Origin of the sequence: Streptomyces sp. NPDC090119, assembly GCF_044747085.1 — a bacterium.
Lineage (GTDB): Bacteria > Actinomycetota > Actinomycetes > Streptomycetales > Streptomycetaceae > Streptomyces.
In genome coordinates, this window is the sequence record NZ_JBIVDK010000001.1 from 1,426,220 (window position 1) to 1,448,342 (window position 22,123).

Here is a 22,123-nt window from a genome sequence, read left to right on the forward strand (position 1 = left end):
TCATCTCACTGTCGTCAGCCACGAACGCGGTGAGAACGACAGTGAGCACCTGCTTCGCCCAGGTCAGGTGCACCGTGCACAAGCCAGTCGCACAGCCGCGCCCTTACGGTGATCGGCGGCCGGAACCGGCCCATGAGCTGAAAGGCGGTCGACATGAGCGGCCTCTCGAAGACAGGGCACGGCGAAGCATCCGGGGGTGAGGCAGGATCGGTGGCCCTGCTCGACCGTGGGCTCGGCGTATCGCAGATCGTGTTCATGGTCGTAGCCGCGGCGGCGCCGCTCGGGCTGGTGATCGGCGGTGTGCCGCTCGGCTTCGCGGCGAGCGACAGCCCGGGAATGCCGCTCTTCTTCGCGCTGGCGACCGTGTTGCTGCTGGTCTTCGCGGTCGGCTTCACGCTGATGGCCGGCCGGGTACGTGACGCGGGCGCCTTCTACGCCTACGTCCAGGCGGGGCTGGGCCGGATACCCGGTCTGTCGGCCGCGACCCTCGCGCTCTTCTCCTACACGTTGCTTCTCGTGGGGGTGAACGCCTACGTCGGCGTCGCGACGCGCAACGTCATCGCGCGGTACCCCGGCATCGACTCCCCGTGGTGGCTGTGGGCACTTGTGTCGCTGGGCGTCATCGCTTTCCTCGGCTATCGCGACATCGAGCTGAGTGCCAAGGTGCTCAGTGTCGTGCTGGTGGTGGAGTCCCTGCTGCTCCTGGTCATGGACTTCGGCATCGTGGGCCATGGGGGCGCCCACGGACTGACGGCCGAACCGTTGTCCCCTTCGATGGTGGGGACCGGCTCACCGGGCCTCGGCATGATGTTCGCCGTCTTCGGGTTCATCGGCTTCGAGGCGACGGCCGTCTTCCGCAACGAGGCGAAGGACCCCGATGTCACGGTCCCGAAGGCCACGTATGTCGCGATCCTGATCATCGGCGTCTTCTACTCGTTCACCGTGTGGGCGGTCGCGGTGGGCGTGGGCGTCGACGCGGTGACCGGGGCCGCGAAGGCCGACCCCGAGGGCTTGGTCCTCACCGTGGCCCGGACGTACGTCGGCGCGGTCTGGGCCGACGTGATGCAGGTACTCCTGATCACCAGTCAGTTCGCCTGCGTGCTGGCTTTCCACAACGTCGTGACGCGCTACCAGTTCACGTTGTCCCGGGCCGGTGTCCTTCCGGCCTCGCTGGGGGTCGTTCACCCCCGGCACCGCGCGCCGTCGGCGTCCTCGGCCGTCGCCTCGGCGGTCGCCTTCGCCATCACGCTCGTCGTCGCCGCGCTCGGACTCGACCCGATCGGAGATCTCTACGCCTGGTTCTCCGGCGCCGCCACCCTCGGCATCGTCCTGCTGATGGCGGCCACCAGCCTCGCGGTGATCGGCTTCTTCCGGCGCGCCGCTGAGCGGCAGTCGGTGTGGCGCACGGTGGTGGCTCCGGTGGTGGCTTTCCTCGGTCTGGCCTGTGTGGTCTTCTTCATGGTCATCAACTTCCCGCTGCTCGTCGGCACCGTGGCGGGCGCCTGGGTGATGGGCGGGCTCGTCGTCCTCTCGGCCGTGGCCGGGGCGGTGCAGGCTCTCGTCCTGCGCGCACGCCGACCGGCCGTCTTCGATCAGCTCTAGGAGCTCCGCGGGCGGCGGGGTGGGCGACAGGACCTACCCGAACTCGCTCAGGTACTTCGCGTCGAGTCCCTTGCGGCCGTGCCGCCAGCCTGATAAACCTGCCGCGCGGTTTAGTGAAGCTAAACGCTGCCCGCGGACTCCTGGAGACCCATGCCCGCGGTGGTAGATGGGCCGTGCGACTGTTGGTGACCCGGCACCTCGGCAGCATCGGCCCCTCGCGATCAGGGGAAACTAAGGACATGGAAGAGCTGTGGCCCGCGCCCTCCCACGAGGTCGCTGATGTGATCAGGTCACTGTGCCAGCGGCTGCTCACGGAAACGGAGGCCATGGTCGACGCCTTCGCGAGGCCCTCGCTCCTCGCGCAGAACGATCCGGCCCTCCTCGCGGACGCGTCGCTGGTCGAGGAGGACCGCGAGCTCAACCGCTCCGATCTCGTCCAGTGGCTGACCTCGAACGTGCAGCAACCGGGACGGCGGGTGGAACCCTACGTCGGCCCGCGGACCACGGCGTACATCAACGATCTCGTCTGCCGTGGCATCGCGCCGGACTTCGCCGTCGCCTGGCGCGTGGCACTGGGGATCGGCTGGCGGCGATGGCTGGAGGAGTGCGTGGCGGACTGCGCCGACCCCGACCTCCTCGTAGGGGTGCTGGACGTGACGGGGAAGTCGCTGGTGCAGTACGCCCTCGACTCGGTCGCGGCCCTGCGCCAGGCCGGTCTGGCCGCGGCGATGGACAACACGGATTCCGAGGGGATCGCACTGATCCAGCTCATCGCCAGCGGGGCACCGATGGCGGAGGATCTCGCCGAAGGGCGCCTGCGCTACCGGATGGCGCGGTGGCACGTCGGTCTCGTGCTGTGGATCGACGACCCGCGGCAGGCCGACGCCCTGGACCAGGCGGTCTCCGCCGTGCGCTCCGCGGCCGGGGGCCGGTGCGCCCTGGTGGCGCGTGCCAGTGCCACGTCGCGGTGGATCTGGCTCTCGGGGGAGGCCGTCCCCGACCTTCTCCATGTGGCGAAGGCCCTCGCGGAGACCGACCAGGTCCACGCGGCGGTGGGAAGGCCCGGACGCGGTCTCGAAGGCTTCCGGTCCAGCCACCAAGGCGCCCTGGCGGCGCAGGCGCTGGTCATCCGGCTCGGGTCCGCCCGGCGATTCACCGCCTACGCCGACGTCGAGCTGATCGACGCGCTCACGAAGGACCGTGCCAGCGCGCGTCGGTTCGTCGTCAACACCCTCGGGCCGCTGGCCGAGGCCGACCCGGCTCTACGGCAGGCGCTCCTCACCTACGTGCAGTGCGGCTTCAACACCACGCGCGCGGCCGCCAACCTCTACGCGCACCGCAACACCGTCGAGCGGCGGGTATCGCGGGCCAATGAGCTCTCGGCCGTCAAGGTGGAGGACAACCCGGCGCACGTCGCGGCGGCACTGCTGGTGCTGGACATCGCGCCCGACATCGTGGCTGTCCACCCGGGCTGAACCCGGACGTAGCGGGCGCCGACGCAGGACGGGAACCGGTGAGGGGGCAAGCGTCCACCGGCCCGTGAACAGCCCTGACAACCACACCTGAGCCCGTGATGGGGCCGTGGTACCGTAAAAGTAGATCAAATGACTTAGTCATTTGCCTGTCACGGTCGATCCGCTGAACGGGAGCGAGCGCTTCGGACGCGCCGCCGAGCAGACCTTGACGCGGAGCATGCAGGACAAACCCACGTAAAGGAGATCAGGACACCATGAGGACCGACACCACGACGTACAGCAACTTCACCGGCTGGATCGACCGGCCGGATGACGTGCGGCCCGCACTGGACGGGGACCTCACCTGCGACATCGCCGTCATCGGCGGCGGCATGGGTGGCATGGCGGCCGTGCTGCGCCTCTCGGAGCGCGGCCAGGACGTGGTCCTGCTGGAGGCCGAGTTCTGCGGCTACGGCTCGGCCTCGCGCAACGGCGGTCAGATCGCCGGGGCGCCGGGTGGCGACCTGCGGATGCTCAGCGTCCAGTCCCCGAAGAAGATGCCCGTCATGGCCAAACTGGCGGAGCACGCCGGCCGCTACGTGGAAAACCTCATGAAGACGCACGACATCGAGTGCGACTACGTGGCGAACGGCCTGGTGTGGGGTGCGGTCTCGCCCCTCATGATGCTCAGGGTGCGCACCCAGGCGGCGATCCTGCGCGCCTTCGGTGGCGGCGGGACCGTCGGGAACCGCGAGGAACTCGGCCTCCCCATGGGCTTCGTGGGCGGTATGCGGGAATCCATCGGCGGGATGCTGAACCCGGGCAAGCTCGCTCGCGGTGTGCGTCGCGCGGTGCTCGCCTCCTCGGCCCAGGTCTACGAGCAGACGCGGGTGAGCGATGTCCGGCGGACACGCGGCATCGTCGAGATCACGACACCGCACGGCACCGTGCGGGCCAGCAAGGTGATGCTCGCGACCAACGCCTACGGTGGCGAGTGGGACATCACGCCCAAGAACCTCGCGACGCCGCTGTACGTCATCGAGATCGAGTCGGAGCCCATCGCGCCGGAGCGGCTCGCCGAGCTGGACTGGACCAGTCGGTGCGGCATCATCACCCAGCACCAGGTGATGACCCACTACCGGCTCACCGAGCGCAACACCATCGTCTGCGGTGTCCGCCAGGCGCAGCGCGGCCAGACGTTCCCGCTCCCGGACCGGGTCCCGGACCCCGTTGTGGTGCAGGACATGGGGAAGGACCTGGCCAACCGGTTCCCGACGCTGTCCGACGTGGCCATCGAGCGGGCCTGGGGCGGTTGGATCGGCATCAGCCCGGACTGGCTGTCGGTCGCCGGGCAGGTGGGCGACAACGTCTTCTACTCGATGGCCTGCAACGGCCACGGCCTCTGTCAGGTGCCGTACGTGGCCCATCAGCTCGCCGACTACATGGTCGACGGTGAGATGGCGGACGACCTCGCCGGTATCTGGTCGAACACCTCGAAGTACTCGGCGTCGATGTCGCTGCTGATGCAGCCGTTCGTCCTCCGAACCATCTCCGGGGTGGACCGGTTCAACGACTTCCTCAGCGGCAGCAGGACGCTGGCGCGACGGACGCTCCGTCGCCGCAGGCGCGGGAACTCCTGAAGGTGCCGGCTACTGCTCGCCAGGCCCGGCCGCTCTCCCCGCGGACGGGCAGGCGGGCCCTGCGGACACGGTGGCCCACTCGTGGTCGAGGATCGCGTGAACGACCGAGTCGCGCCAGCGTCCGCCCTTGCGGACGTGCTCCCGGATGGCGCCCTCCTCGACCATGCCGACGGTCGTCATGACGCTGGCCGAGGCGGAGTTGGCGGGGGAGGGGGCGCTCCGGCGACCGCGAGCAGGACCAGATCCAGCCGCGCCCGTACACGCGCGATCTCGTCGACATCGGTCAGCGACGGCCCGTGATCAGCACCGACACCACCCCCGGACCCTCGGAGCGTACCTCGGCGACCCCGCAGCCGATGCCGGCGGGACAGCCGGACAGGCTTCAGGACCCGGAACCAGCAGACCAGTGCCGCGACCACGCCGTACCAGCACGCCTGCGCCACGGGATCACCGGCGAAGTCGGCGCCCATGGACAACTGATGGCCGAAGGCGAGGAACACCGCGGCGTAGGTCGCCAGATGCAGGTGGCACCAGGTCTCGTGGCTGAGCCGGGCCGCGCGCGGCCCGCGCCGAGACCACGGCTGTAACCAGGAAGATCACCAGGGCGGCGAGCGCCTTCAACATGTCCGGGTAGTGCAGCACCACCTAGGCCGCCTCGCGCGCGGGCGGCACCCGCCCGGTCACCGAACGCGTCCTCACCCTGGCCACCGAAGCGGTGCACGCCCCGCTCTGCGGCGAGACCGAGCGCATCCTGCGCTTGTTCGACCTGGCGGTCGCCTCCCGCTCCCCGCTGGCGCTCCGTGACCGGCCCGGCCCATTGGATGTGGAGGTGTCTGGTGTCGCGACCCGCGGGCAGCAAGAGGTCACCGCGACGATGGCGGGCGGTGGCACGGCCTCCGCGAGGCTCACTCGCATCGCCGACCCCCGCCGCCAGCTCGTCGAAACGGACGATAGATCTCATCGAGGCGAGCTCCGGCAGGGGCGCGGTCCAACTCTGATCCTGTACGGGGCCGCCCGATCGGCTGCTGCTCCTCAGGCAAGATCGAGGCTGAGTCACGTCCAGCTGGGCGACGATCCGTTCCGGTCGGCGTACGGGATCGGCCGGCCGGTGAGGGCGTCGATGAGGATGCGGTCAGCGACTGGCTCTCGCAGTTCCACTTTCACCCTCTGCTCAGCCATCGAGGCGTTACAGGGCCCCTCGCGCTCGCCGACGACCGCGGCATACAGCACGACACTCTGGTCGGTCTCAAAAGCCTTCACAACAGGTCCGTCGTCGCAGGATCCATGTGTGGCCACCACCGTGACGAATCGACCGTCGTTCGGCATGTCGGCCAGCCCGGCGAGGCTCCGGAGTCCACCGGATTCCCCTTGACCGAGTTGCTTGATGGGCGATTTGGGGAGGCGGGAGGGGGAAACCGCGAGGCGCTTCAGCGGTTCGTCGTAGCCGTGCAGAGTGAACAGCCAGGCGGGAACCTTCGCCTCGCCGCGGGAAGTGACGATTGTTGCTTCGCCGAGCCGTGCTCCCGTCACGGTCAGGTGAGGTCCCTTGGTGTTGTTGAGGGCGAGTGAATCGTACGCCGCCTGAGCGCTCGACAGTGGGCGATCGAGAGCGTCTCCGTTCTTCCAGCTCACCTTCCCCTGCTGGGCACCGGCCGTCGGCAACTTGCCGCTCAGGACATAGTTCTTGGCCTCGAAGGCTCGTTTGTCCGCCTGGCTGTGCCAACCGGACGGCGGCCCCTGTACGACGTCTCCCATCGGGTAGTAACCCTTGTTCCAGATGCTCGCGGACGCAGATCCCTCCCAGGCTTCTGCCACTTGGCGAGCACGCCTTTTCTGACTCTGCGCTGACTCGGTGTGACTGCCGTCTCCGGGGGAGCCTTTGCCGCACGAGGCAAGGAGGCAGAAACCCAGCCCGGTCACGAGCAACGTGCCGAGAACGCCTTTGGCATGTGTGTTCATGGAGTTACCTCGAGATCGCCTGTGAAGGATGCCCTGCTCGAAGAGCGACACTGTGACTCGCCAACTCGGGGATGCCGCCCCTGGTCCATGGCTTCGACGCAGAAGATGGCCGCCGGGTTCATGGACGGCTCCCCGCACCGCCGGCCGGGCCCGTTTTCAGCGGCGGACGCAAGCGGTGCGGGGACGGCCTCCGGCACCACCGGCTAGTAGACCGCCAGGTTCTCCCAGCCGAGCACGCGCCATACGGGTTCGTACCAACTACTGCGATCTGCTTGGCCGTCAGTGTCCCCGCAGGGCTTTTCCAGATAGTTGCCGCCCGAGGTGATGCCCAGGGCCGTCTCGCCGCTGAACAGCGCCCCGCCACTGTCACCATGCATATCGCAGGTACTCGCCTCGATCATGTGACGCAGGGTGGTGCCGTCGTCGTAGGTGACCGTCGCCTCAGTCCCCAGCACCATTCCGTCCAGGTCCTGGCTCACCGTACCGACACGCTTCACCTTCTCGCCTTCGAAGGGAGAAGCGGAGCGAGTGATCTGACTCGACGAGCCGTCCCTGTACTGGACCGTCCCGTACGGAACGACATTGGCATTGGTGTACTCGACCACTGCGTAGTCGGACTGGTTCGAGTCGTTGCCGTATTCCCAGTTGGCGGTGTTCTTGCCGAGAGGGATATCGCCACTGCGTCGGTTCCAGTACTCGGCATAACCGTCTTCCAAGCAGTGTCCGGCGGTGAGGAAGTACTTCTTGCCGGAGCTGTTCTGCACGTTGAAGGCGGCGGTGCAAAAGGTGCTCCACCACTGGCCGCTGCGCTGGTAAGTCGACGTGATGCCCACACCGCCGCGCATCTCGTAGGAGGATCGCTCGATCTTTCCGGAGTGCTCCGTGATCTCGACCGTGTCGCCGTACCTGGAGACGGCGTCCTCTATGACGGACCGGTCGGCTGAGGAAACTCCGTCATACACCTGGACGACCACCCGGTTGCTTGCCTGGTCGACGCGCCATGCGGTGTTCGGGATGCCGGGCAGTTGATCCAGTCTGGCTTTTGCTGATCCGAGTTCGGCCGCACTGTGGGAGACGACCTCCGGTGTCGCGCCGGCGTTGCGTACGGTCTCCGCAGCGCCCTGATCGGTGACGGCCACGACAACTCGGTCGTTGCGGTAGTAGACACCTGCCGTCCGATCGCTGCCCAAGCGCTCAGCAATCGCTTCGGCCTTGACGGGATCGGTGAGGGCCGGCGGAGCCGCCTGCGCGGCCGGCATGGAACCCAGCACGAGAACCACGCCCCCCGCCATCGTGGCTATTCCTCGGTGCACTTCACGTCTTCGCATTCGTACCCCCGCGTACCTGGAAGCTGGTGATCGGCACGGGTGAGGCTGGTGAGGCGAAGTGGCCAGAGAATGAACCGAAGATGTCCCTGCATCGCATTGAGGCGCAATCGGCCTGAAGGACGTGCCCGTTGGCCGAAACAGCAACGGTGTCTGTTGTTCCTCCTGCTGAACAGACCCGCACAGGGCAGCCGTCCGGGTAGCCCGACTGCGGTGGGCGAGGGGCTTCCAGTTGATGGGCGACCACCAGGCGTTTTTCCAATAGCTGTACCGGAAAGTTCCGTTGAGGTCGGAACAGTTGACGGGGTCGCCCACGCAGTACTCGTACGCGTTTGTGTTGCCTCCGTAGACCGGGTCGGTGGACAGGAAGCGCCCGATGGCGGAGTTGTAGAGACGAACCCCTATGAGGCTGAGTCCGGTGGCCATCTCGGTGGAACGCTGTTCAGCACCTAGGAGCGTGGGTCAGTAAACAACTCCTGGAATAACGCGCGTCGTGGTGAAGTGCGGCTGCCGAGCGCTGCTCTAGAAAAGGCGTGGCCGCCGGGCAGTCGTGATGCGACAATCCGTCCGCAACTTGATCCACATCCGCGTCCCGGAGGTCCGCATGGACATCGCCTCGCTGCTGCCGTTGACCACGTCCCGGTTGTCGCTGCGTCTGTTCACTCCCGGCGACGCCGACGACCTGTACGCCTACCAGAGCCTGCAGAGCGTGGCGCGCTACTTGTACCGGCCGGCGCACACGCGTGAGCGCAGCGAGCAGGTTGCCGCCGAGCGTGCGGCGCAGACGGCCTGGCGCGCCGACGGGGACAAGCTGGCGCTCGCTGTCTGCCGACGCGATGAGCCCGGCGTCCTTGGCGAGGTGAGCCTCACCCTGGCCGATGCCCGCGCCGCTCAGGCCGAGATCGGCTGGACTCTCGACCCAGGTCACCAGGGGTACGGCTACGCGACCGAGGCGGCCGCGGCGCTGGCCGGGTTTGCCTTCGACACGCTGGGCGTGCACCGGCTCTACGCACGGCTGGATGTGGAGAACACCGGGTCTGTGCGGGTCTGTGAGCGCCTCGGGATGCGCCGGGAGGCACACCTGGTCGAGAACGACCTCGACGGGGATCGCTGGGGCAGCGAGTACATCTATGCGGCGCTGTCCGCGGATCTTGGCAGTCGATCAGGCGATTGAGCCCGACGGCGCATCCTGTTCGCGATCTTCCATACGGGAGAATCCTGGTATGTCTGGTGGGGATGGCCTGTTCGAGGTGGATCCGGCGGCGGTGGTGAAGCAGGAGACCGCGCCGACGGTGGCGGTGAAGAAGACCTTCCGGGCGTTCGTCCCCGATCAGATGCTGATGCTGCCGCCGTCGCTGGATGCGTGGCTGCCCGAGGGGCATCTGGCCCGATTCGTGGCCGAACTGGTCGACGAGGTGCTCGATCTGGGCCCGATCCTGGCGTCCTACACCGAGAAGCGCGGGTTCCCGCCGTATGACCCGCGGTTGATGGTCCGGCTGCTGATCTACGGGTACACCACCGGAGTGCGCTCGTCGCGGGCGATCGAACGCAAGTGCACCGATGATGTGGCCTTCCGCTATCTGGCCGCGGGGGCGGCCCCGGGCTTCCGCTCGATCGCCCGGTTCCGCCGCCGCCACCTCGACGCCCTCGCCGACCTGTTCACCCAGTCGCTGCACCTCGCGACCAAGCTCGGCATGGTCAAGATGGGCCGCGTCGCCCTGGACGGCACCAAGCTCGAAGCCAGCGCCTCCAAGCACAAGGCGATGAGCTACGGCCGTCTGGTCGACAGAGAGGAACGGATCGAGACCGAGATCGCCGCATTGGAGGCCAAGGCCGCCGCCCTGCTCGCCGACGCCGAGGCCACCGACGCTGCCGAGGACCAGGCCTTCGGCCCCGACGGCAAGGACACCGACCTTCCCGCCGAACTCGACCGACGCGAAAAGCGCCTCGCACGCCTGCAGGCAGCCCGCGCCCAGATCGAGGCCGAAGCCGCCGACAAGGCCCGCAAGCATGCTGAGGACATCGAGCGCCGCCGCCAGGCCCGTGCGGGCAGCAGCGACGAGCAGGCCGTCACCGACGCCGGTGAGAAGGCCGCCGCCAAGGCCCGCCCGAAGCCGAAGGCCCAGGCCAACTTCACCGACCCCGGTCAGCATCGTCCCTGAGGGGGCCGAGCTTTTGTGTGTGCTGAGCGAGGGGTGCTGCGTCGACGATGTGGGGCGCAAGTTCGAGAACGGCGTGGTGAGAGCAGTGCGACAAGCACGAGCAGAGCCCCACGTGAAAGCCTGACTAGCCGTCAGCAAAGTCAGCATTGGGTCAGCATCAGTCCGAGCAAGGGCGGTCAAGCCTGGCGAAACTTGCACGTCGCGCGTGGGTCGTATGACCGGCCAGAGGAGTGTTTGCTTCTGCGATGCGATGCTAGCCCGACGAGATGGTTTGCCGTTGTCCAGCCGTATGTGGTGGAGCTTTGAGAAGTGCCAGTTCAACGCACTCGCCCTCGTGGTTTCACTGGCACGGGCGGGAGTTGGGGGGCGGGAAGCCGATCTCCGTCGTAACCCTTCACCTCCCCAAAGCGCGAACCCCTCATCCACTCCTCCCGAGCCTCCTCGATCTCCTCCTGCGTACGCCCCACGAAGTTCCACCACATGATCAACTCCTCCGCGAACGGCTCCCCGCCGAGCAGCATGATCGAGGCGTCGGAGTCCGCGTGGAGGGGGAGGGACGTGCGGCCGCAGCCGAGGTAGAGCATGGAGCCCGGGGTGACGGGGACGCCGTCCACGTGGACGGAGCCCGACATCGCGAGGACGCCGTACTCGAAGTCGGGGTCGAGGGGGAGTTGGGTTCGGGTGCCCTCGGTGAGGGTGAGGTCGGCGCCGACCAGGGGGGTGTACGTGGTGCCGGGGGACGTCGTGCCGTCCAGGGTGCCCAGGATCACCGTGGCCGTCAGACCGGGGGCCGTCACCGTCGGCAGGTCCGCGTGGTACTCGAAGTGCGGGTCGGTGTGGCGGTGTTCGTCCGGCAGGGCAACCCACAGCTGGGCTCCGTGCAGGTAGCGCGCGTGCGACCGCGGGCTCTCCTCCGAGTGGCTGATCGCCCGGCCCGCCGTCATCAGGCCCAGCTCGCGCGGGCGGATGGTCTGGCGGCTGCCGGTCGAGTCCCGGTGCAGCACCTCGCCCTCGTGCAGCCAGCTCACCGTCTGGAGGCCGATGTGCGGATGCGGGGGCACCTGCATGCCGGGCTCGTCCGCGATGTCGTCGGGCCCGTAATGATCTACAAAAGCCCACGCGCCGATCATGCGGCGGCCCAGGTTCGGCAGCAGGCGGCGGACTTCGGTGGATTCCCCGAGCTTCACCGTACGGGGGCTCAGCAGTTCGCGGACCGGTTCGGCGACGACGAAGCCACGGCCACCGCACGCGCTCGGCTCCGGCGCGAGGTCAAGGTTGCTCATGCCGCCAACCTAGCGCCCGGCCCGGCGGAGTCCTCACCCCGCCAGTTTCCGCGCCCTCTCCGCCGCGGCTTCCTGGCCGACCGGGCCGAGTCTCACCCGGCCGACTTCTCGGCCGCGGGCCGACCACGCCAAGCCATTCACCCCGCCAGTTTCCGCGCCCTCTCCGCCGTCGCCTCCAGTGCCGCTCGCACCGATTCGCCCACCCGGTGCTCCCGGAGTGTGGCGATGCCCTCGGCCGTGGTGCCGTTCGGGGTGCTGGCCTGCTCGTAGAGGGACTCCGGGGTCACGCCCGGCTCCGCCAGTACGTCCGCCGTGCCGCGTAGCACCTGGCTGGTCAGCAGCAGGGCGTCGGCGGCGTCGAAACCCGCCCCCCGCGCGAAGTCCGTGAAGGACCGGGCCAGGTACGCCACCAGAGCCGGGCCGCTGCCCGCGACGGCCGTCGCCGCGTCAAGCAGGGACTCGTCCTGGACCACCAGCACCTTGCCGATCACCGACAGTGCACGTTTCGCCCGCTCCACCCCGTCGGCGGGCACCTGGTCGCCCGGGCACAGCACCGTCATGCTCTGGCCCACGCGCGCGGCGAGGTTCGGCATCGCGCGCAGGACCGTCCCCGTGCCCAGCGCCGACGCCAGGGTCTCCAGCCGTACGCCCGCCATGATCGAGACGACCGTCGCCTCCGCGCACGCGCCGCGCGGCAGGCCGTCCGCGAAGGAGTCGAACGCCTGGGGCGGGATGGCGAGGACGAGGAGGTCGTCCGGGCGGGGGTCGTACGCCGCCGTCACCTCCGCGCGGCTGTCCAGGGAGGGGTGGCGGTCGGCCGAGGGTTCCACGATCACCACCTCGACCCCCGGCAGCCCGTCCAGCAGACCCCGTACGATGACCGACCCCATGTGGCCGGCGCCGACCACGACGATGCGTTCCACAGCCGCCACACTCCTCGCTTCGGATGCCAGAAGTGATACCAAAAGGGGCGTTCCGGCCCCCGTACGGGTCACCACAACGCGCCGACCCGCTGCCCCGGCCGGTGCAATGGACGGGTGACCGCCGCCCCGGACGACTGCCTCGCGCGCAACGAGTGGATCTGCGGCGACTATCTGAGCACCCGCCGCCAGATCCTCCTCGACGCGGTCGGCCAGCACCTGGAGCTGACCGCGCTGTCCGTGCTGATCGGGCTCGTCATCGCGCTGCCGCTCGCCGTGCTCGCCCGCCGCTGGGGCTGGTCCGCCGGACCGGTGCTCGCGGTCACCACCGTGCTCTATACGATCCCGTCGCTCGCGATGTTCTCCCTGCTGCTGCCGGTGTACGGGCTCTCCGCCACGCTCGTCGTCGCGGGGCTGGTGCTGTACTCGCTCACGCTGCTCGTCCGGAACATCCTCGCCGGGCTGCGCGCCGTGCCGGAGGAGACCCGGCAGGCCGCGCGCGGGCTCGGCTTCGGGCCCGTACGGCTGCTGCTCGCCGTGGAGCTGCCGCTCGCGCTGCCCGCCGCGATGGCCGGGCTGCGGATCGCCACCGTCTCGGCGGTCTCCCTGGTCACCATCGGCGCGATCGTCGGCTTCGGCGGGCTCGGCAATCTGATCTACGCGGGCATGAACACCTACTTCAAGGCCCAGGTCCTCACCGCGTCCGTGCTGTGCGTGCTCATCGCCGTCGCCGCCGACCTGCTCCTGCTGGGCGTGCAGTGGCTGCTCACGCCGTGGGCCAGGAAGGGCCGTACATGAACGTGCTCGGCTCCACCTGGGACTGGCTCGCCGACCCCGCCCACTGGTCCGGCGACGACGGGGTCTGGCACCGGTTGCTGCAGCACCTGCTGCTCACCGTGGTCTGCCTGATCGTCAGCTGCCTGATCGCGCTGCCCGTCGCGCTGGTCCTCGGGCATCTCGGCAAGGGCGGCGCGCTCGCCGTCAACATCTCCAACGTCGGCCGGGCCGTGCCCACCTTCGCCGTGCTGGTGCTCCTCCTGCTGACGCCGGTCGGCAAGTGGGGGGAGGGGCCGACCGTCGTCGCCCTGGTGCTGTTCGCCGTGCCGCCGCTGCTCACCAACGCCTACGTCGGCATGCGCGAGGTCGACCGGGGCGTGGTCCAGGCCGCGCGCGGCATGGGGATGACCGGGCGGCAGACACTGGTCCGGGTCGAGGTGCCGCTCGCGCTGCCGATGATCCTCAACGGGGTACGGATCGCCGCCGTCCAGCTCGTCGCCACCGCCACTATCGCCGCGCTCGCGGGCGGCGGCGGCCTCGGTCGGATCATCACCGCGGGCTTCAACCTGGCCAGCACCCCGCAGGTCGTCGCGGGTGCCATCCTCGTCGCCCTGTTCGCGCTGCTCGTGGAGGGCGTCTTCGAGGTCGTGGAGCGGCTGGGGCCCGCCTGGGCGAGGGGCGGCCGGTGAAACCCCGCCCCCATGCGCGTCGACCGGTGAAACCCCGCCCCGGCGTACGGCAGCCGGTCAGAGCCCGCGCAGTCCTCACCGCCGCCACCCTCGCCACCCTCACAGCCTGCGGCTCCGGCCCCTCCCTGGAGAACCAGGGCGCCGTCACCGCGCCGCCCGGCGACAGCCACCACCTCGTCATCGGCTCGGCGGGCTTCACCGAGAGCGACCTGCTGGCCCAGCTCTACGCCCAGCTGCTCGACCAGGCCGGATACCAGACGTCCCTCATCACCGTCGCCAACCGGGAGCTGTACGAACCCGCCCTGGAGTCCGGGCAGATCGACGTCGCTCCCGAGTACGCCGCCACCTTCGCCGACTGGCTCAACGCCAAGGCGCACGGCGCCGACGCACCCCCGGCGGGCTCGCCCGACCTCGCCAAGACCATGAAGAACCTGCGCGCCCTGGCCGCCCCGCGCGGGCTCACCGTCCTCCCGCCGGGCCGGGCCGTCGACCAGAACGCCTTCGCGGTCAGCGCCTCCTACGCCCGCCGCCACCACCTCAAGACCCTCAGCGACCTGGGCGCCTCGGGCCTCAAGGTGCGCCTCGCGGCGGGCGACGAGTGCGTGAAGCGGCCGTACTGCGCCCCCGGCCTGAAGAAGGTGTACGGGATCGACATCACCGCCGTCGATCCCAAGGGCGTCGGCACCACCCCGGCCAAGCAGGCCGTGCAGTCCGGGCGGGACCAGATGGTGCTGACCACCACCACGGACGCCACCCTCGGCTCCTTCGGCCTGGTCCTGCTCGCCGACGACAAGCACCTCCAGAACGCCGACTACATCGTCCCCGTCGTCAACCGCGCCCGCGCCGGGAGCGAGCGGGTCGCCAAGGCGCTCGGGAAGCTCAACGACGTCCTCACCACGAAGGACCTCGCCGACATGAACCAACAGGTCGACAGCTGGCGTCGGCTGCCCGCCGACGTGGCCCGCACGTACCTGAAGGACAAGGGCCTCATCAAGTGACCTACGCGTCCGACACCGAATCGAACGGCACCTGACCCCGCGCCACCCCCAGCACGTCCGCGTCCACCGACCGGCGCAGCGCCTCGTGCAGCTTGGCCGGGGTCAGCACCCCCAGCAGGCGGGAGCCGTCCAGCACCGCGACCCACCCGGCGTCGTACTGGAGCATCACGCCGAACGCCTGCTTCAGCGGGGCGCCCACCGGGACCCAGGCCGTCATCCGGTGGGCCAGCTCGCCGACCGTGCCGCCCGCCGCCAGTTCCTCCAGGCCCACCCAGCCGTTGAGGTCGCCGTTCGCGTCCAGGACGACCGCCCAGCGAGCGCCCTCCTCGCGCAGCCGCCGCGCCGCCGACCCGGCGGGCTCGTCCGGGCGGGCCACCGGGGGCTGCTCCAGGTCGTCCGGCTCGATCGCGGTCACCGACAGCCGCTTCAGGCCCCGGTCGGCGCCGACGAACCCGGCGACGTACGGGGTCGCGGGGGCGCCCAGCACCGCGCCGGGGGTGTCGTACTGCTCGATGCGGCCCTCGCCGTACACCGCGATCCGGTCGCCGAGGCGGACCGCCTCCTCGATGTCGTGCGTGACCAGCAGCACCGTCTTGCGCACCGCCTGCTGCATGCGCAGGAACTCGTCCTGCAACTGCTCCCGCACCACCGGGTCGACCGCGCCGAACGGCTCGTCCATCAGCAGCACCGGCGGGTCGGCCGCGAGCGCCCGCGCCACCCCGACCCGCTGCCGCTGGCCGCCGGAGAGCTGCTCGGGGTAGCGCGCGCCGAACGTCTTGGGGTCCAGGCCGACCAGGTCCAGCAGCTCGGCGGCGCGGGCCCGCGCCTTCGCCCGCTTCCAGCCGAGGAGGGACGGCACGGTCGCGGTGTTGTCCAGCACCGTGCGGTGCGGGAAGAGGCCGACCTGCTGGATGACGTACCCGATCCGGCGACGCAGCCGGACCGGGTCGACCCGCGCGATGTCCTCGCCGTCCACGACGATCCGGCCCGCGGTGGGCTCGATCAGCCGGTTCACCATCATCATGGTGGTCGTCTTGCCGCAGCCCGAGGGGCCGACCAGCGTGACGAGTTCGCCCTCGGACACCTCGAAGGAGAGGTCGTCCACGGCCGTCGTACCGTCCGGGTAGCGCTTGCTGACCTGCTCGAACCGGATCATTCCCCCACGCTAGCCGGGGTCCCGTCCGGCCGCCCGGTCCCGCCGACCGAAGGGATGACCCCGACGAACACGACCTCCAGCGTGCGCGGCCCGTGCACGCCCTCCACCCGGTCCAGCTCGATGTCGCTGGTGGCCGACGGCCCCGAGATCCAGGTCAACGGGCGGGTGGGGGAGAGGCGTTCGAGAGCCTGCGGCACGGACGCCACGACCTGGTCGGGGACGCGGACCACGCAGATGTGGTGGTCGGGCACGAGGGTGATCCGGCGGCGCCCCTGGCCGGGCCCGCCGTCCAGGACGAGGGTGCCGGTCTCGGCGATCGCCACCGCGCAGCCGGTCACCACGCTGTCGACGGCGTCCAGCTCGTACGGGGTGCTCTCCGCGCGGTCGGGGACGGGTACGAGGTCGGCGCCCGAGAGCCACGCCGACGGAAGCCCGTCCGGCACGAGTACCTTCCGAGCGCCCCGCGTCGCCAGCAGCCGGGCGATCAGGGCGGGCAGATCCGTCCCCGCGCACCTGTGCACCACGGCCCGGTAGTCGGCCAGGTTCGCCGCCAGCAGCTCCACCGTCTCCGCGACCGTGCGCTCGCCGTGCTCGCGCGCGTAGTCGCGCGGGATCGCCCGGTCGTACGGCGTGTCGTCCTCCGGTACGTCGGCCAGCGCGTGCCGGACCCGGCCGAGGACGCGTTCCCGGTCGCTCACTTCGTCTCCTCCTCGCCGCCTCGGGTGCGTTCCCACCAGTCCCGGAACGGCTCGGCCGGAACCTCCGGCAGATCGCGCGTCCGGGTCCATGCCGCGCCGGGCCCCGGCAGGGTGCGCGGGCGGAGGCGGCGGGCACGGGAGGCGAGACGCTGGCCGGTGCGCAGGGCGTCCGGGCGGGTGAAGGTCCAGCGGGCCGCCCGCATGGCCGCCCGCTCCGCCGCGTGCCCCTTGGCGGGCCTCAGCACGACCCGGTTGCCCTCGCGCACCGCCGGGCCGCCCTGGACGACCCGCTCGCGCAGGTGGACCAGTACCTCGGGGATGTCGATGGCGACCGGGCACACCTCGTAGCAGGCCCCGCACAGCGAGGACGCGTACGGCAGCGAGGCGTCGATCTCGCTTGCCGTGCCCCGGAGTTGGGGGCTGAGGATGGCGCCGATCGGGCCGGGGTAGACCGAGCCGTAGGCGTGGCCGCCCGCGCGCTCGTACACCGGGCACACGTTCAGGCAGGCCGAGCAGCGGATGCAGCGCAGTGCCTGGCGGCCGACCTCGTCGGCGAGGGTGTCGGTGCGACCGTTGTCCAGCAGGACCAGGTGGAAGGTCTTCGGTCCGTCGCCGTCCGTCGTGCCGGTCCACATGCTGGTGTACGGGTTCATGCGCTCGGCCGTGGAGGAGCGGGGGAGGGTCTGGAGGAAGACCTCCAGGTCACGCCACGTGGGGACGATCTTCTCGATGCCGACCACCGAGATCAGGGTCTCCGGCAGGGTCAGGCACATCCGTCCGTTGCCCTCGGACTCCACGACCACCATCGTGCCGGTCTCCGCGACCATGAAGTTGGCCCCGGACACTCCGACCTTGGCCCGCAGGAATTTCTCCCGTAGATGCAGCCGCGCGGCCTCCGCCAGCTCGGCGGGACTGTCGGAGAGGTCCTCGGGCGCCGGACGGCCCCAACCGGCCATCGTGGTACGGAAGATGTCGCGGATCTCGGCCCGGTTGCGATGGATGGCCGGGACCAGGATGTGCGAGGGGCGGTCCTCGCCCAACTGCACGATCAGCTCGGCCAGATCGGTCTCGTAGGCCCGGATGCCCGCCGCCTCCAGCGCCTCGTTGAGCCCGATCTCCTGCGTGGCCATCGACTTGACCTTCACGACCTCCGACTCGCCTGTCTCCTGGACGAGTCGGGTGACGATCCGGTTGGCCTCCGCCGCGTCCGCCGCCCAGTGGACCGTGCCGCCCGCCGCGGTGGCCGACTCCTCCAACTGCTCCAGATACCGGTCGAGATGGCGGAGTGTGTGCTCCTTGATCCGGCTGCCCGCCTCGCGCAGCTCCGCCCAGTCGGACACCTCCGCCACGGCCGCCGCCCGTTTGGCGCGGATGGTGTGGGTGGCGTGCCGCAGATTGCCGCGCAGGGTGCTGTCGGCCAGCGCTTCCTTTGCCGCCTCGGGGAAGGCGGGCATTCCGACGAAGGTCGTCTCGTTCACCGGGCCGGTTCCTCCTCCGTGCTCGCCAGGATCTCCGCGATGTGTACCGGCCGCACCGGAGAGCCCGCCCGGCTCATCGTGCCACCCAGGTGCATCAGGCACGAGTTGTCGGCCGCGCACAGCACCTCGGCGCCGGTCGACTCGGCGTTGCGTACCTTGTCCGCGCCCATCGCCGCCGACACCCCGGCGTTCTTGACCGCGAAGGTGCCGCCGAACCCGCAGCACTCGTCGGCGCCGGGCAGCTCGACCAGTTCAAGACCCCGCACCGCCGCCAGCAGGCGGCGCGGCCGGTCACCGAGGCCGAGGGAGCGCAGGCCGTGACAGGTGGGATGGTAGGTGACCTTGTGCGGGTAGGCGGCGCCGACGTCGGTGACGCCCAGCACGTCCACCAGGAACTCCGTCAGCTCGTACGTCTTCGGCACCACCGGCGCCAGTACGTCGGCCAGGTCCTCCCCGCGCCCCTCCGCGCGGGCCCGCTCGCCCAGCCTCGGGTACAGCTCTCGCACCATCGCCGCGCACGAGCCGGACGGGGTGACGATCGCGTCGTACTCCCCGAAGACCTCCGCGAAGTGCCGGGCCAGGGGTTCCGTCTCGTGCCGGTAGCCGGTGTTGTAGTGCGCCTGGCCGCAGCAGGTCTGGGCCAGGGGGAAGTCGACGTCGACGCCGAGGCGGTTCAGGAGTCTCACCACGGCGCGGCCGGTGTCCGGGTAGAGCGTGTCATTGACACAGGTCAGGAACAGGGCCACACGCATCGCGTCTCCTCGGGCCTCGAAGATCGGACAGGGGCAGCGTAGTCAGACCGGAGCCCGGCGGAAGAGGGACCGCGCAGGTCAGTACCCTTGCCGCGATGCCTGATCACATACCCGTCCTCAGCGCCGACTGCGCCAACTGCTTCGGCCTCTGCTGCGTCGCCCTGCCCTTCGCCCGCTCCGCCGACTTCGCGCACGACAAGCCCGCCGGGAAACCCTGCGCCAACCTGCGCGAGGACCACCGCTGCGGCATCCACACCGAGCTGCGCGCCAAGGGCTACGCCGGATGCACGGTGTACGACTGCTTCGGCGCGGGCCAGCGCGTCTCCCAGGTCACCTTCGGCGGCCGGGACTGGCGCACCGGTGGCAAGAAGCACGCCCGGCTGATGTTCGAAGTGTTCCCGGTCGTCCGGCGCCTGCACGAGCTGCTCCGGTACCTCACCGAGGCGCTCGCCCTCGACGCCGCCCGCCCCCTCCACCCGGAGCTGCGCCGCGCGCTGGAACACACCGAGCGCCTCGCCGCACAGGAGCCCGAGGAGCTGGCGACGTTGGACCCGGCCGAACACTGGCACGAGGTGGCTGAACTCCTGCTTCAGGCCTCGGAGTTGGCCCGCAGGGGTCGCAGGAAGGGCCGGGACCGGCGGGGCGCGGACCTGGCGGGCGCGAAGCTCAAGGGCGCCGACCTGCGCGGGGTCAGCCTGCGCGGCGCCTGCCTCATCGGGGCCGACCTGACCGGCGCCGACCTGCGGCAGGCCGACCTCATCGGGGCGGATCTACGGGGCGCCGATCTCACCGACGCCGATCTCACCGGCGCGCTCTTCCTCACCCAGCCACAGGTCAACGCCGCCCGCGGGGGACCCGGCACCAGGCTGCCGGGCTCACTCGTCCGCCCCGCGCACTGGACAGCGTCCCGCTGAACCGGCGTCCGGCTCCGGGGCACCCACCGGTGCGGCGGCGGGAGCCGTCCGGCGCTCCAGGCCGAGACGCAGGCCGTCCGGCATCAGCGTCAGCCGCTCGGTGACCTTCAGCCGGTAGCCGGGGTCGGGGACCAGCTCGTAGCGGCGCAGCAGCAGGCCCAGCACCAAGGTGGCCTCGTGCAGGGCGAACTGGCGTCCCACACAGGCCCGCGCGCCCGTGCCGAACGGCTTGAAGGTGTGCGGTGCGCGGGCCCGTACCGCCTTGGCGTCGAAGCGGTCCGGGTCGAACCGTTCGGCGTCCTCGCCCCACACCTCGGGGTCGCGGTGCAGCATCGGGGTGAGCACCAGCGCCCAGCCGCCCCGGCGCACCGGATGCTCCCCGGCCAGCACGGTGTCCTCCGTGGCCTCGCGGGCGAAGGCGGGCGCGGTCGGCCAGAGCCGGAGCGACTCGTCCAGCACCCGGCGCAGATAGCGCAGCCGGGCCACCTGGTCGTAGCCGGGCTCCGGGGTGTCGCCCCAGACCCGGTCCACCTCGGCGCGGGCGCGGGCGGCCACCTCGGGATGCTTCGCCAGGTAGTACAGAGCGAACGAAAGGGCGCCGGAGGTGGTCTCGTGGCCCGCCACCAGGAAGGTGATCACCTGTTTGCGGACATTCTCCGGTGACAGCCGTTCCCCGGTCTCGGGGTGGGCGGTCTCCAACATGCGGTCCAGCAGGTCGCCGTCCCCGCGTCCGGAGCGGCGGCGCTCGGCCACCAGCGCGTCGACCGTGTCGTCCAGGTAGGCGATGTCGGCCGCGTTGCGCCGGGCGGCGCCCCGCTGGAGCAGCGGCGGCATCGGCAGGCTGTTGAGCCGCTGGGCGTACGCGAGGGTGCCGACCATGGCGGTGACGAAGGGGTGCGGCCGGTCGCGCTCGAAGGAGCCGAAGTCGTGCCCGAAGCCGGTGCGGGCGATGGTCTCCAGCGTCAGCCGGGTCATGTCGCCGGGCACGTCCACCGTGCGCCCGGCGGCCAGTTCGCGGTCCCAGTGACCGGTCAGCCGCCCGGCGACCGCCAGCATCATCGCGTGGTACCCGGCCATCGCCTCCCGGCTGAAGCCCGGCGCGAGCACGTCGTGCGCCAACTGCCAGTTGGGCTCGTGGTTGTACGCCGTGAACAGCCCGTCCCCTGCGACCGGGCGCAGGTTGGCCACTCCGAGCCCGACGTGCTTGGCGAACCGCGTCTCGTCCGCCATGTCGGCGGCCAGCTTCGCGCCCCACAGGAACACGAACTCCCGGTCGAGCACCCGGCGTCGGAAGATCGGACCCAGTTCGCGTGCGAGACGCATCGAGTCCTGGAGCGGGGTGCGCCGGTCGACGCCCAGCACATCGCCTAGCAGGGGCAGTCGGCGCGGCGGATGCGGGATGCGCTCCAGCTCCGGCCAGCCCTGCTCGGCACTACGGAACCCCTTGGGCAGCCCCGCCCCCGTCGTGTCGGCCATGACGCGATCTCCCTTGATCCGGTGGCCTGTTGTCCGTCCACCACCCGCGTGTTGAACGCGAGTTCAATAGTGCTGGCAGTCTGGTCCGCCTACTGAACCGACGTCAAGCAACACGTCCAGTAGGGTGACGGCATGGCCGCCAACCAGGGGGAACGCGCCCGGCGCCGACTGAGCACCGAGGAGCGCCGCGAGCAACTGCTGGCGGTCGGGGCGCGGTTGTTCTCCGAGAGCCCGTACGACGACGTGTGGATCGAGCGGGTCGCCGAGATCGCCGGGGTCTCACGGGGGCTGCTGTACCACTACTTCCCGACGAAGCGGGACTTCTTCGCCGCCGTGGTGGAGCGGGAGAGCGAGCGCATGCTGCGGATGACCGCCGCCGTCCCCGGCGTACCGGTGCGCGAACAGCTCGGCGCCGGGCTCGACGCCTACCTCGGGTACGTCGAGGCGCATGCCCACGGCTTCCGCGCCTTCCACCGGGCCGACGCGGCCGGTGACCAGGCCGTACGCCGGGTCTATCAGCGGGCGCTGGCCGCGCAGGAGCGGCAGATCCTCGCCGCGCTGGCCGCCGACCCCGAGTTCGGGCCCGCCTTCGAGGGCGCCCCGCAGGCCCGGCTGGCCGTGCGCGGCTGGCTCGCCTTCACCACCGCCGTCTGCCTGGAGTGGCTGCGCGAGGGCGAACCGGGCCGGAACCAGGTGCGGGAGCTGTGCGCGCGGGCGCTGCTCGGCGCCATCGCCTGACGGGGCGTTTGATCCACCGCGTGTCACCCGATCGGCGCAGCGTGGTTGGCGTATGCCCGGAACTTCGATAGGTTAGGCAAGGCTTACCTAAGGAGGACTCGG

19 protein-coding genes and 3 pseudogenes are annotated in these 22,123 nt (G+C 70.3%); 10 read left to right on the forward strand and 12 right to left on the reverse strand.

Annotation, left to right across the window (positions count from 1 at the left end):
- Positions 1-153 precede the first annotated feature (153 nt).
- The 3 genes from ACIPPM_RS06500 (at position 154) to ACIPPM_RS06510 (ending at position 4,696) form a co-directional block, all read left to right on the forward strand.
- Positions 154-1,602 carry an APC family permease gene (locus ACIPPM_RS06500; RefSeq protein ID WP_401443737.1) on the forward strand — a complete coding sequence of 483 codons (1,449 nt, stop codon included), beginning with the start codon at positions 154-156 and terminating at the stop codon, positions 1,600-1,602.
- A gap of 239 nt (positions 1,603-1,841) precedes the next feature.
- Positions 1,842-3,077, forward strand: a complete 1,236-nt coding sequence (locus ACIPPM_RS06505; protein WP_401443739.1) for a PucR family transcriptional regulator — start codon at positions 1,842-1,844, stop codon at positions 3,075-3,077.
- Between the two features lie 254 nt (positions 3,078-3,331).
- Positions 3,332-4,696, forward strand: coding sequence for an NAD(P)/FAD-dependent oxidoreductase (locus tag ACIPPM_RS06510; protein ID WP_401443742.1), 1,365 nt, complete (start codon positions 3,332-3,334; stop codon positions 4,694-4,696).
- Between the two features lie 9 nt (positions 4,697-4,705).
- On the opposite strand, the gene ACIPPM_RS06515 is transcribed toward ACIPPM_RS06510, so the two are convergent.
- The 5 genes and pseudogenes from ACIPPM_RS06515 to ACIPPM_RS06535 form a co-directional block, all read right to left on the reverse strand.
- Positions 4,706-4,876 (reverse strand): hypothetical protein, encoded by a 171-nt coding sequence (locus ACIPPM_RS06515; protein WP_401443744.1) that lies wholly within the window; start codon positions 4,874-4,876, stop codon positions 4,706-4,708.
- A 109-nt stretch (positions 4,877-4,985) separates the two neighbouring features.
- Positions 4,986-5,341, reverse strand: a pseudogene (locus ACIPPM_RS06520) (ferric reductase); the annotation flags it as partial.
- Between the two features lie 408 nt (positions 5,342-5,749).
- Positions 5,750-6,655, reverse strand: coding sequence for a hypothetical protein (locus tag ACIPPM_RS06525; RefSeq protein ID WP_401443746.1), 906 nt, complete (start codon positions 6,653-6,655; stop codon positions 5,750-5,752).
- A gap of 203 nt (positions 6,656-6,858) precedes the next feature.
- On the reverse strand, positions 6,859-7,935 hold the full coding sequence (locus tag ACIPPM_RS06530; protein WP_401444216.1) for a S1 family peptidase: 1,077 nt from the start codon (positions 7,933-7,935) through the stop codon (positions 6,859-6,861).
- Positions 7,936-8,271: 336 nt separating this feature from the next.
- A pseudogene (locus ACIPPM_RS06535) lies at positions 8,272-8,406 on the reverse strand (RHS repeat-associated core domain-containing protein); the annotation flags it as partial.
- Between the two features lie 178 nt (positions 8,407-8,584).
- Between ACIPPM_RS06535 and ACIPPM_RS06540 the strand changes: the two are divergent.
- Together ACIPPM_RS06540 and ACIPPM_RS06545 are read left to right on the forward strand one after the other, a co-directional pair.
- Positions 8,585-9,154 (forward strand): GNAT family N-acetyltransferase, encoded by a 570-nt coding sequence (locus ACIPPM_RS06540; protein WP_401443749.1) that lies wholly within the window; start codon positions 8,585-8,587, stop codon positions 9,152-9,154.
- Positions 9,155-9,230: 76 nt separating this feature from the next.
- Positions 9,231-10,124, forward strand: a pseudogene (locus ACIPPM_RS06545) (transposase); the annotation flags it as partial.
- Positions 10,125-10,459: 335 nt separating this feature from the next.
- Here the strand turns inward: ACIPPM_RS06545 and ACIPPM_RS06550 are convergent.
- Entirely contained in the window at positions 10,460-11,425 is a 966-nt protein-coding gene (locus tag ACIPPM_RS06550) for a pirin family protein (protein ID WP_401443752.1), read from the reverse strand.
- 137 nt (positions 11,426-11,562) lie between these two features.
- Positions 11,563-12,348, reverse strand: a complete 786-nt coding sequence (locus ACIPPM_RS06555; protein ID WP_401443754.1) for a pyrroline-5-carboxylate reductase family protein — start codon at positions 12,346-12,348, stop codon at positions 11,563-11,565.
- A 114-nt stretch (positions 12,349-12,462) separates the two neighbouring features.
- Between ACIPPM_RS06555 and ACIPPM_RS06560 the strand changes: the two genes are divergently transcribed.
- From ACIPPM_RS06560 to ACIPPM_RS06570, 3 genes are read left to right on the forward strand one after another with little or no spacing between them, the layout of a single operon-like run.
- Positions 12,463-13,143: an ABC transporter permease gene (locus tag ACIPPM_RS06560; RefSeq protein WP_401443757.1), complete on the forward strand. Its 681-nt coding sequence runs from the start codon at positions 12,463-12,465 to the stop codon at positions 13,141-13,143.
- Complete coding sequence (locus ACIPPM_RS06565) at positions 13,140-13,811, forward strand: ABC transporter permease (protein ID WP_401443761.1); 672 nt, start codon at positions 13,140-13,142, stop codon at positions 13,809-13,811. Before ACIPPM_RS06560 ends, ACIPPM_RS06565 begins: the two co-directional genes overlap by 4 nt.
- 26 nt (positions 13,812-13,837) lie before the next feature.
- Positions 13,838-14,809 carry an ABC transporter substrate-binding protein gene (locus ACIPPM_RS06570; RefSeq protein ID WP_401443763.1) on the forward strand — a complete coding sequence of 324 codons (972 nt, stop codon included), beginning with the start codon at positions 13,838-13,840 and terminating at the stop codon, positions 14,807-14,809.
- A 1-nt stretch (position 14,810) separates the two neighbouring features.
- Here the strand turns inward: ACIPPM_RS06570 and ACIPPM_RS06575 are convergent, their stop codons facing one another.
- The 4 genes from ACIPPM_RS06575 to ACIPPM_RS06590 are packed head-to-tail and all read right to left on the reverse strand — an operon-like array spanning position 14,811 to position 18,893.
- Positions 14,811-15,965 (reverse strand): betaine/proline/choline family ABC transporter ATP-binding protein, encoded by a 1,155-nt coding sequence (locus ACIPPM_RS06575; RefSeq protein ID WP_401443766.1) that lies wholly within the window; start codon positions 15,963-15,965, stop codon positions 14,811-14,813.
- Entirely contained in the window at positions 15,962-16,663 is a 702-nt protein-coding gene (locus tag ACIPPM_RS06580) for a lactate utilization protein C (protein WP_401443768.1), read from the reverse strand. Before ACIPPM_RS06580 ends, ACIPPM_RS06575 begins: the two co-directional genes overlap by 4 nt.
- Positions 16,660-18,117, reverse strand: a complete 1,458-nt coding sequence (locus tag ACIPPM_RS06585; protein ID WP_401444218.1) for a LutB/LldF family L-lactate oxidation iron-sulfur protein — start codon at positions 18,115-18,117, stop codon at positions 16,660-16,662. The genes ACIPPM_RS06580 and ACIPPM_RS06585 overlap by 4 nt, the downstream gene beginning before the upstream one ends.
- Before the next feature lie 20 nt (positions 18,118-18,137).
- Positions 18,138-18,893 carry a (Fe-S)-binding protein gene (locus ACIPPM_RS06590; RefSeq protein WP_401443769.1) on the reverse strand — a complete coding sequence of 252 codons (756 nt, stop codon included), beginning with the start codon at positions 18,891-18,893 and terminating at the stop codon, positions 18,138-18,140.
- A 95-nt stretch (positions 18,894-18,988) separates the two neighbouring features.
- Here ACIPPM_RS06590 and ACIPPM_RS06595 point away from each other — a divergent pair, with 95 nt between their 5' ends.
- Positions 18,989-19,807, forward strand: a complete 819-nt coding sequence (locus tag ACIPPM_RS06595) for a pentapeptide repeat-containing protein (protein WP_401443772.1) — start codon at positions 18,989-18,991, stop codon at positions 19,805-19,807.
- Here ACIPPM_RS06595 and ACIPPM_RS06600 read toward each other — a convergent pair.
- Entirely contained in the window at positions 19,769-21,283 is a 1,515-nt protein-coding gene (locus tag ACIPPM_RS06600; protein WP_401443774.1) for a cytochrome P450, read from the reverse strand. The genes ACIPPM_RS06595 and ACIPPM_RS06600 overlap by 39 nt on opposite strands.
- 132 nt (positions 21,284-21,415) lie before the next feature.
- Between ACIPPM_RS06600 and ACIPPM_RS06605 the strand changes: the two genes are divergently transcribed.
- The gene (locus ACIPPM_RS06605; protein ID WP_401443776.1) at positions 21,416-22,021 is read left to right on the forward strand and encodes a TetR/AcrR family transcriptional regulator; all 606 of its coding nucleotides are present in this window, start codon (positions 21,416-21,418) and stop codon (positions 22,019-22,021) included.
- Positions 22,022-22,123 lie beyond the last annotated feature (102 nt).

What these genes read in the sequence shown, in the direction of transcription:
- ACIPPM_RS06500 (WP_401443737.1), top strand. Translation starts at nt 154, where the DNA reads ATGAGCGGCCTCTCGAAGACAGGGCACGGCGAAGCATCCGGGGGTGAG.
- ACIPPM_RS06505 (WP_401443739.1), top strand. Translation starts at nt 1,842, where the DNA reads ATGGAAGAGCTGTGGCCCGCGCCCTCCCACGAGGTCGCTGATGTGATC.
- ACIPPM_RS06510 (WP_401443742.1), top strand. Translation starts at nt 3,332, where the DNA reads ATGAGGACCGACACCACGACGTACAGCAACTTCACCGGCTGGATCGAC.
- ACIPPM_RS06515 (WP_401443744.1), bottom strand. Translation starts at nt 4,876, where the DNA reads ATGACGACCGTCGGCATGGTCGAGGAGGGCGCCATCCGGGAGCACGTC.
- ACIPPM_RS06525 (WP_401443746.1), bottom strand. Translation starts at nt 6,655, where the DNA reads ATGAACACACATGCCAAAGGCGTTCTCGGCACGTTGCTCGTGACCGGG.
- ACIPPM_RS06540 (WP_401443749.1), top strand. Translation starts at nt 8,585, where the DNA reads ATGGACATCGCCTCGCTGCTGCCGTTGACCACGTCCCGGTTGTCGCTG.
- ACIPPM_RS06550 (WP_401443752.1), bottom strand. Translation starts at nt 11,425, where the DNA reads ATGAGCAACCTTGACCTCGCGCCGGAGCCGAGCGCGTGCGGTGGCCGT.
- ACIPPM_RS06565 (WP_401443761.1), top strand. Translation starts at nt 13,140, where the DNA reads ATGAACGTGCTCGGCTCCACCTGGGACTGGCTCGCCGACCCCGCCCAC.
- ACIPPM_RS06575 (WP_401443766.1), bottom strand. Translation starts at nt 15,965, where the DNA reads ATGATCCGGTTCGAGCAGGTCAGCAAGCGCTACCCGGACGGTACGACG.
- ACIPPM_RS06585 (WP_401444218.1), bottom strand. Translation starts at nt 18,117, where the DNA reads ATGCCCGCCTTCCCCGAGGCGGCAAAGGAAGCGCTGGCCGACAGCACC.
- ACIPPM_RS06590 (WP_401443769.1), bottom strand. Translation starts at nt 18,893, where the DNA reads ATGCGTGTGGCCCTGTTCCTGACCTGTGTCAATGACACGCTCTACCCG.
- ACIPPM_RS06595 (WP_401443772.1), top strand. Translation starts at nt 18,989, where the DNA reads ATGCCTGATCACATACCCGTCCTCAGCGCCGACTGCGCCAACTGCTTC.
- ACIPPM_RS06600 (WP_401443774.1), bottom strand. Translation starts at nt 21,283, where the DNA reads ATGGCCGACACGACGGGGGCGGGGCTGCCCAAGGGGTTCCGTAGTGCC.
- ACIPPM_RS06605 (WP_401443776.1), top strand. Translation starts at nt 21,416, where the DNA reads ATGGCCGCCAACCAGGGGGAACGCGCCCGGCGCCGACTGAGCACCGAG.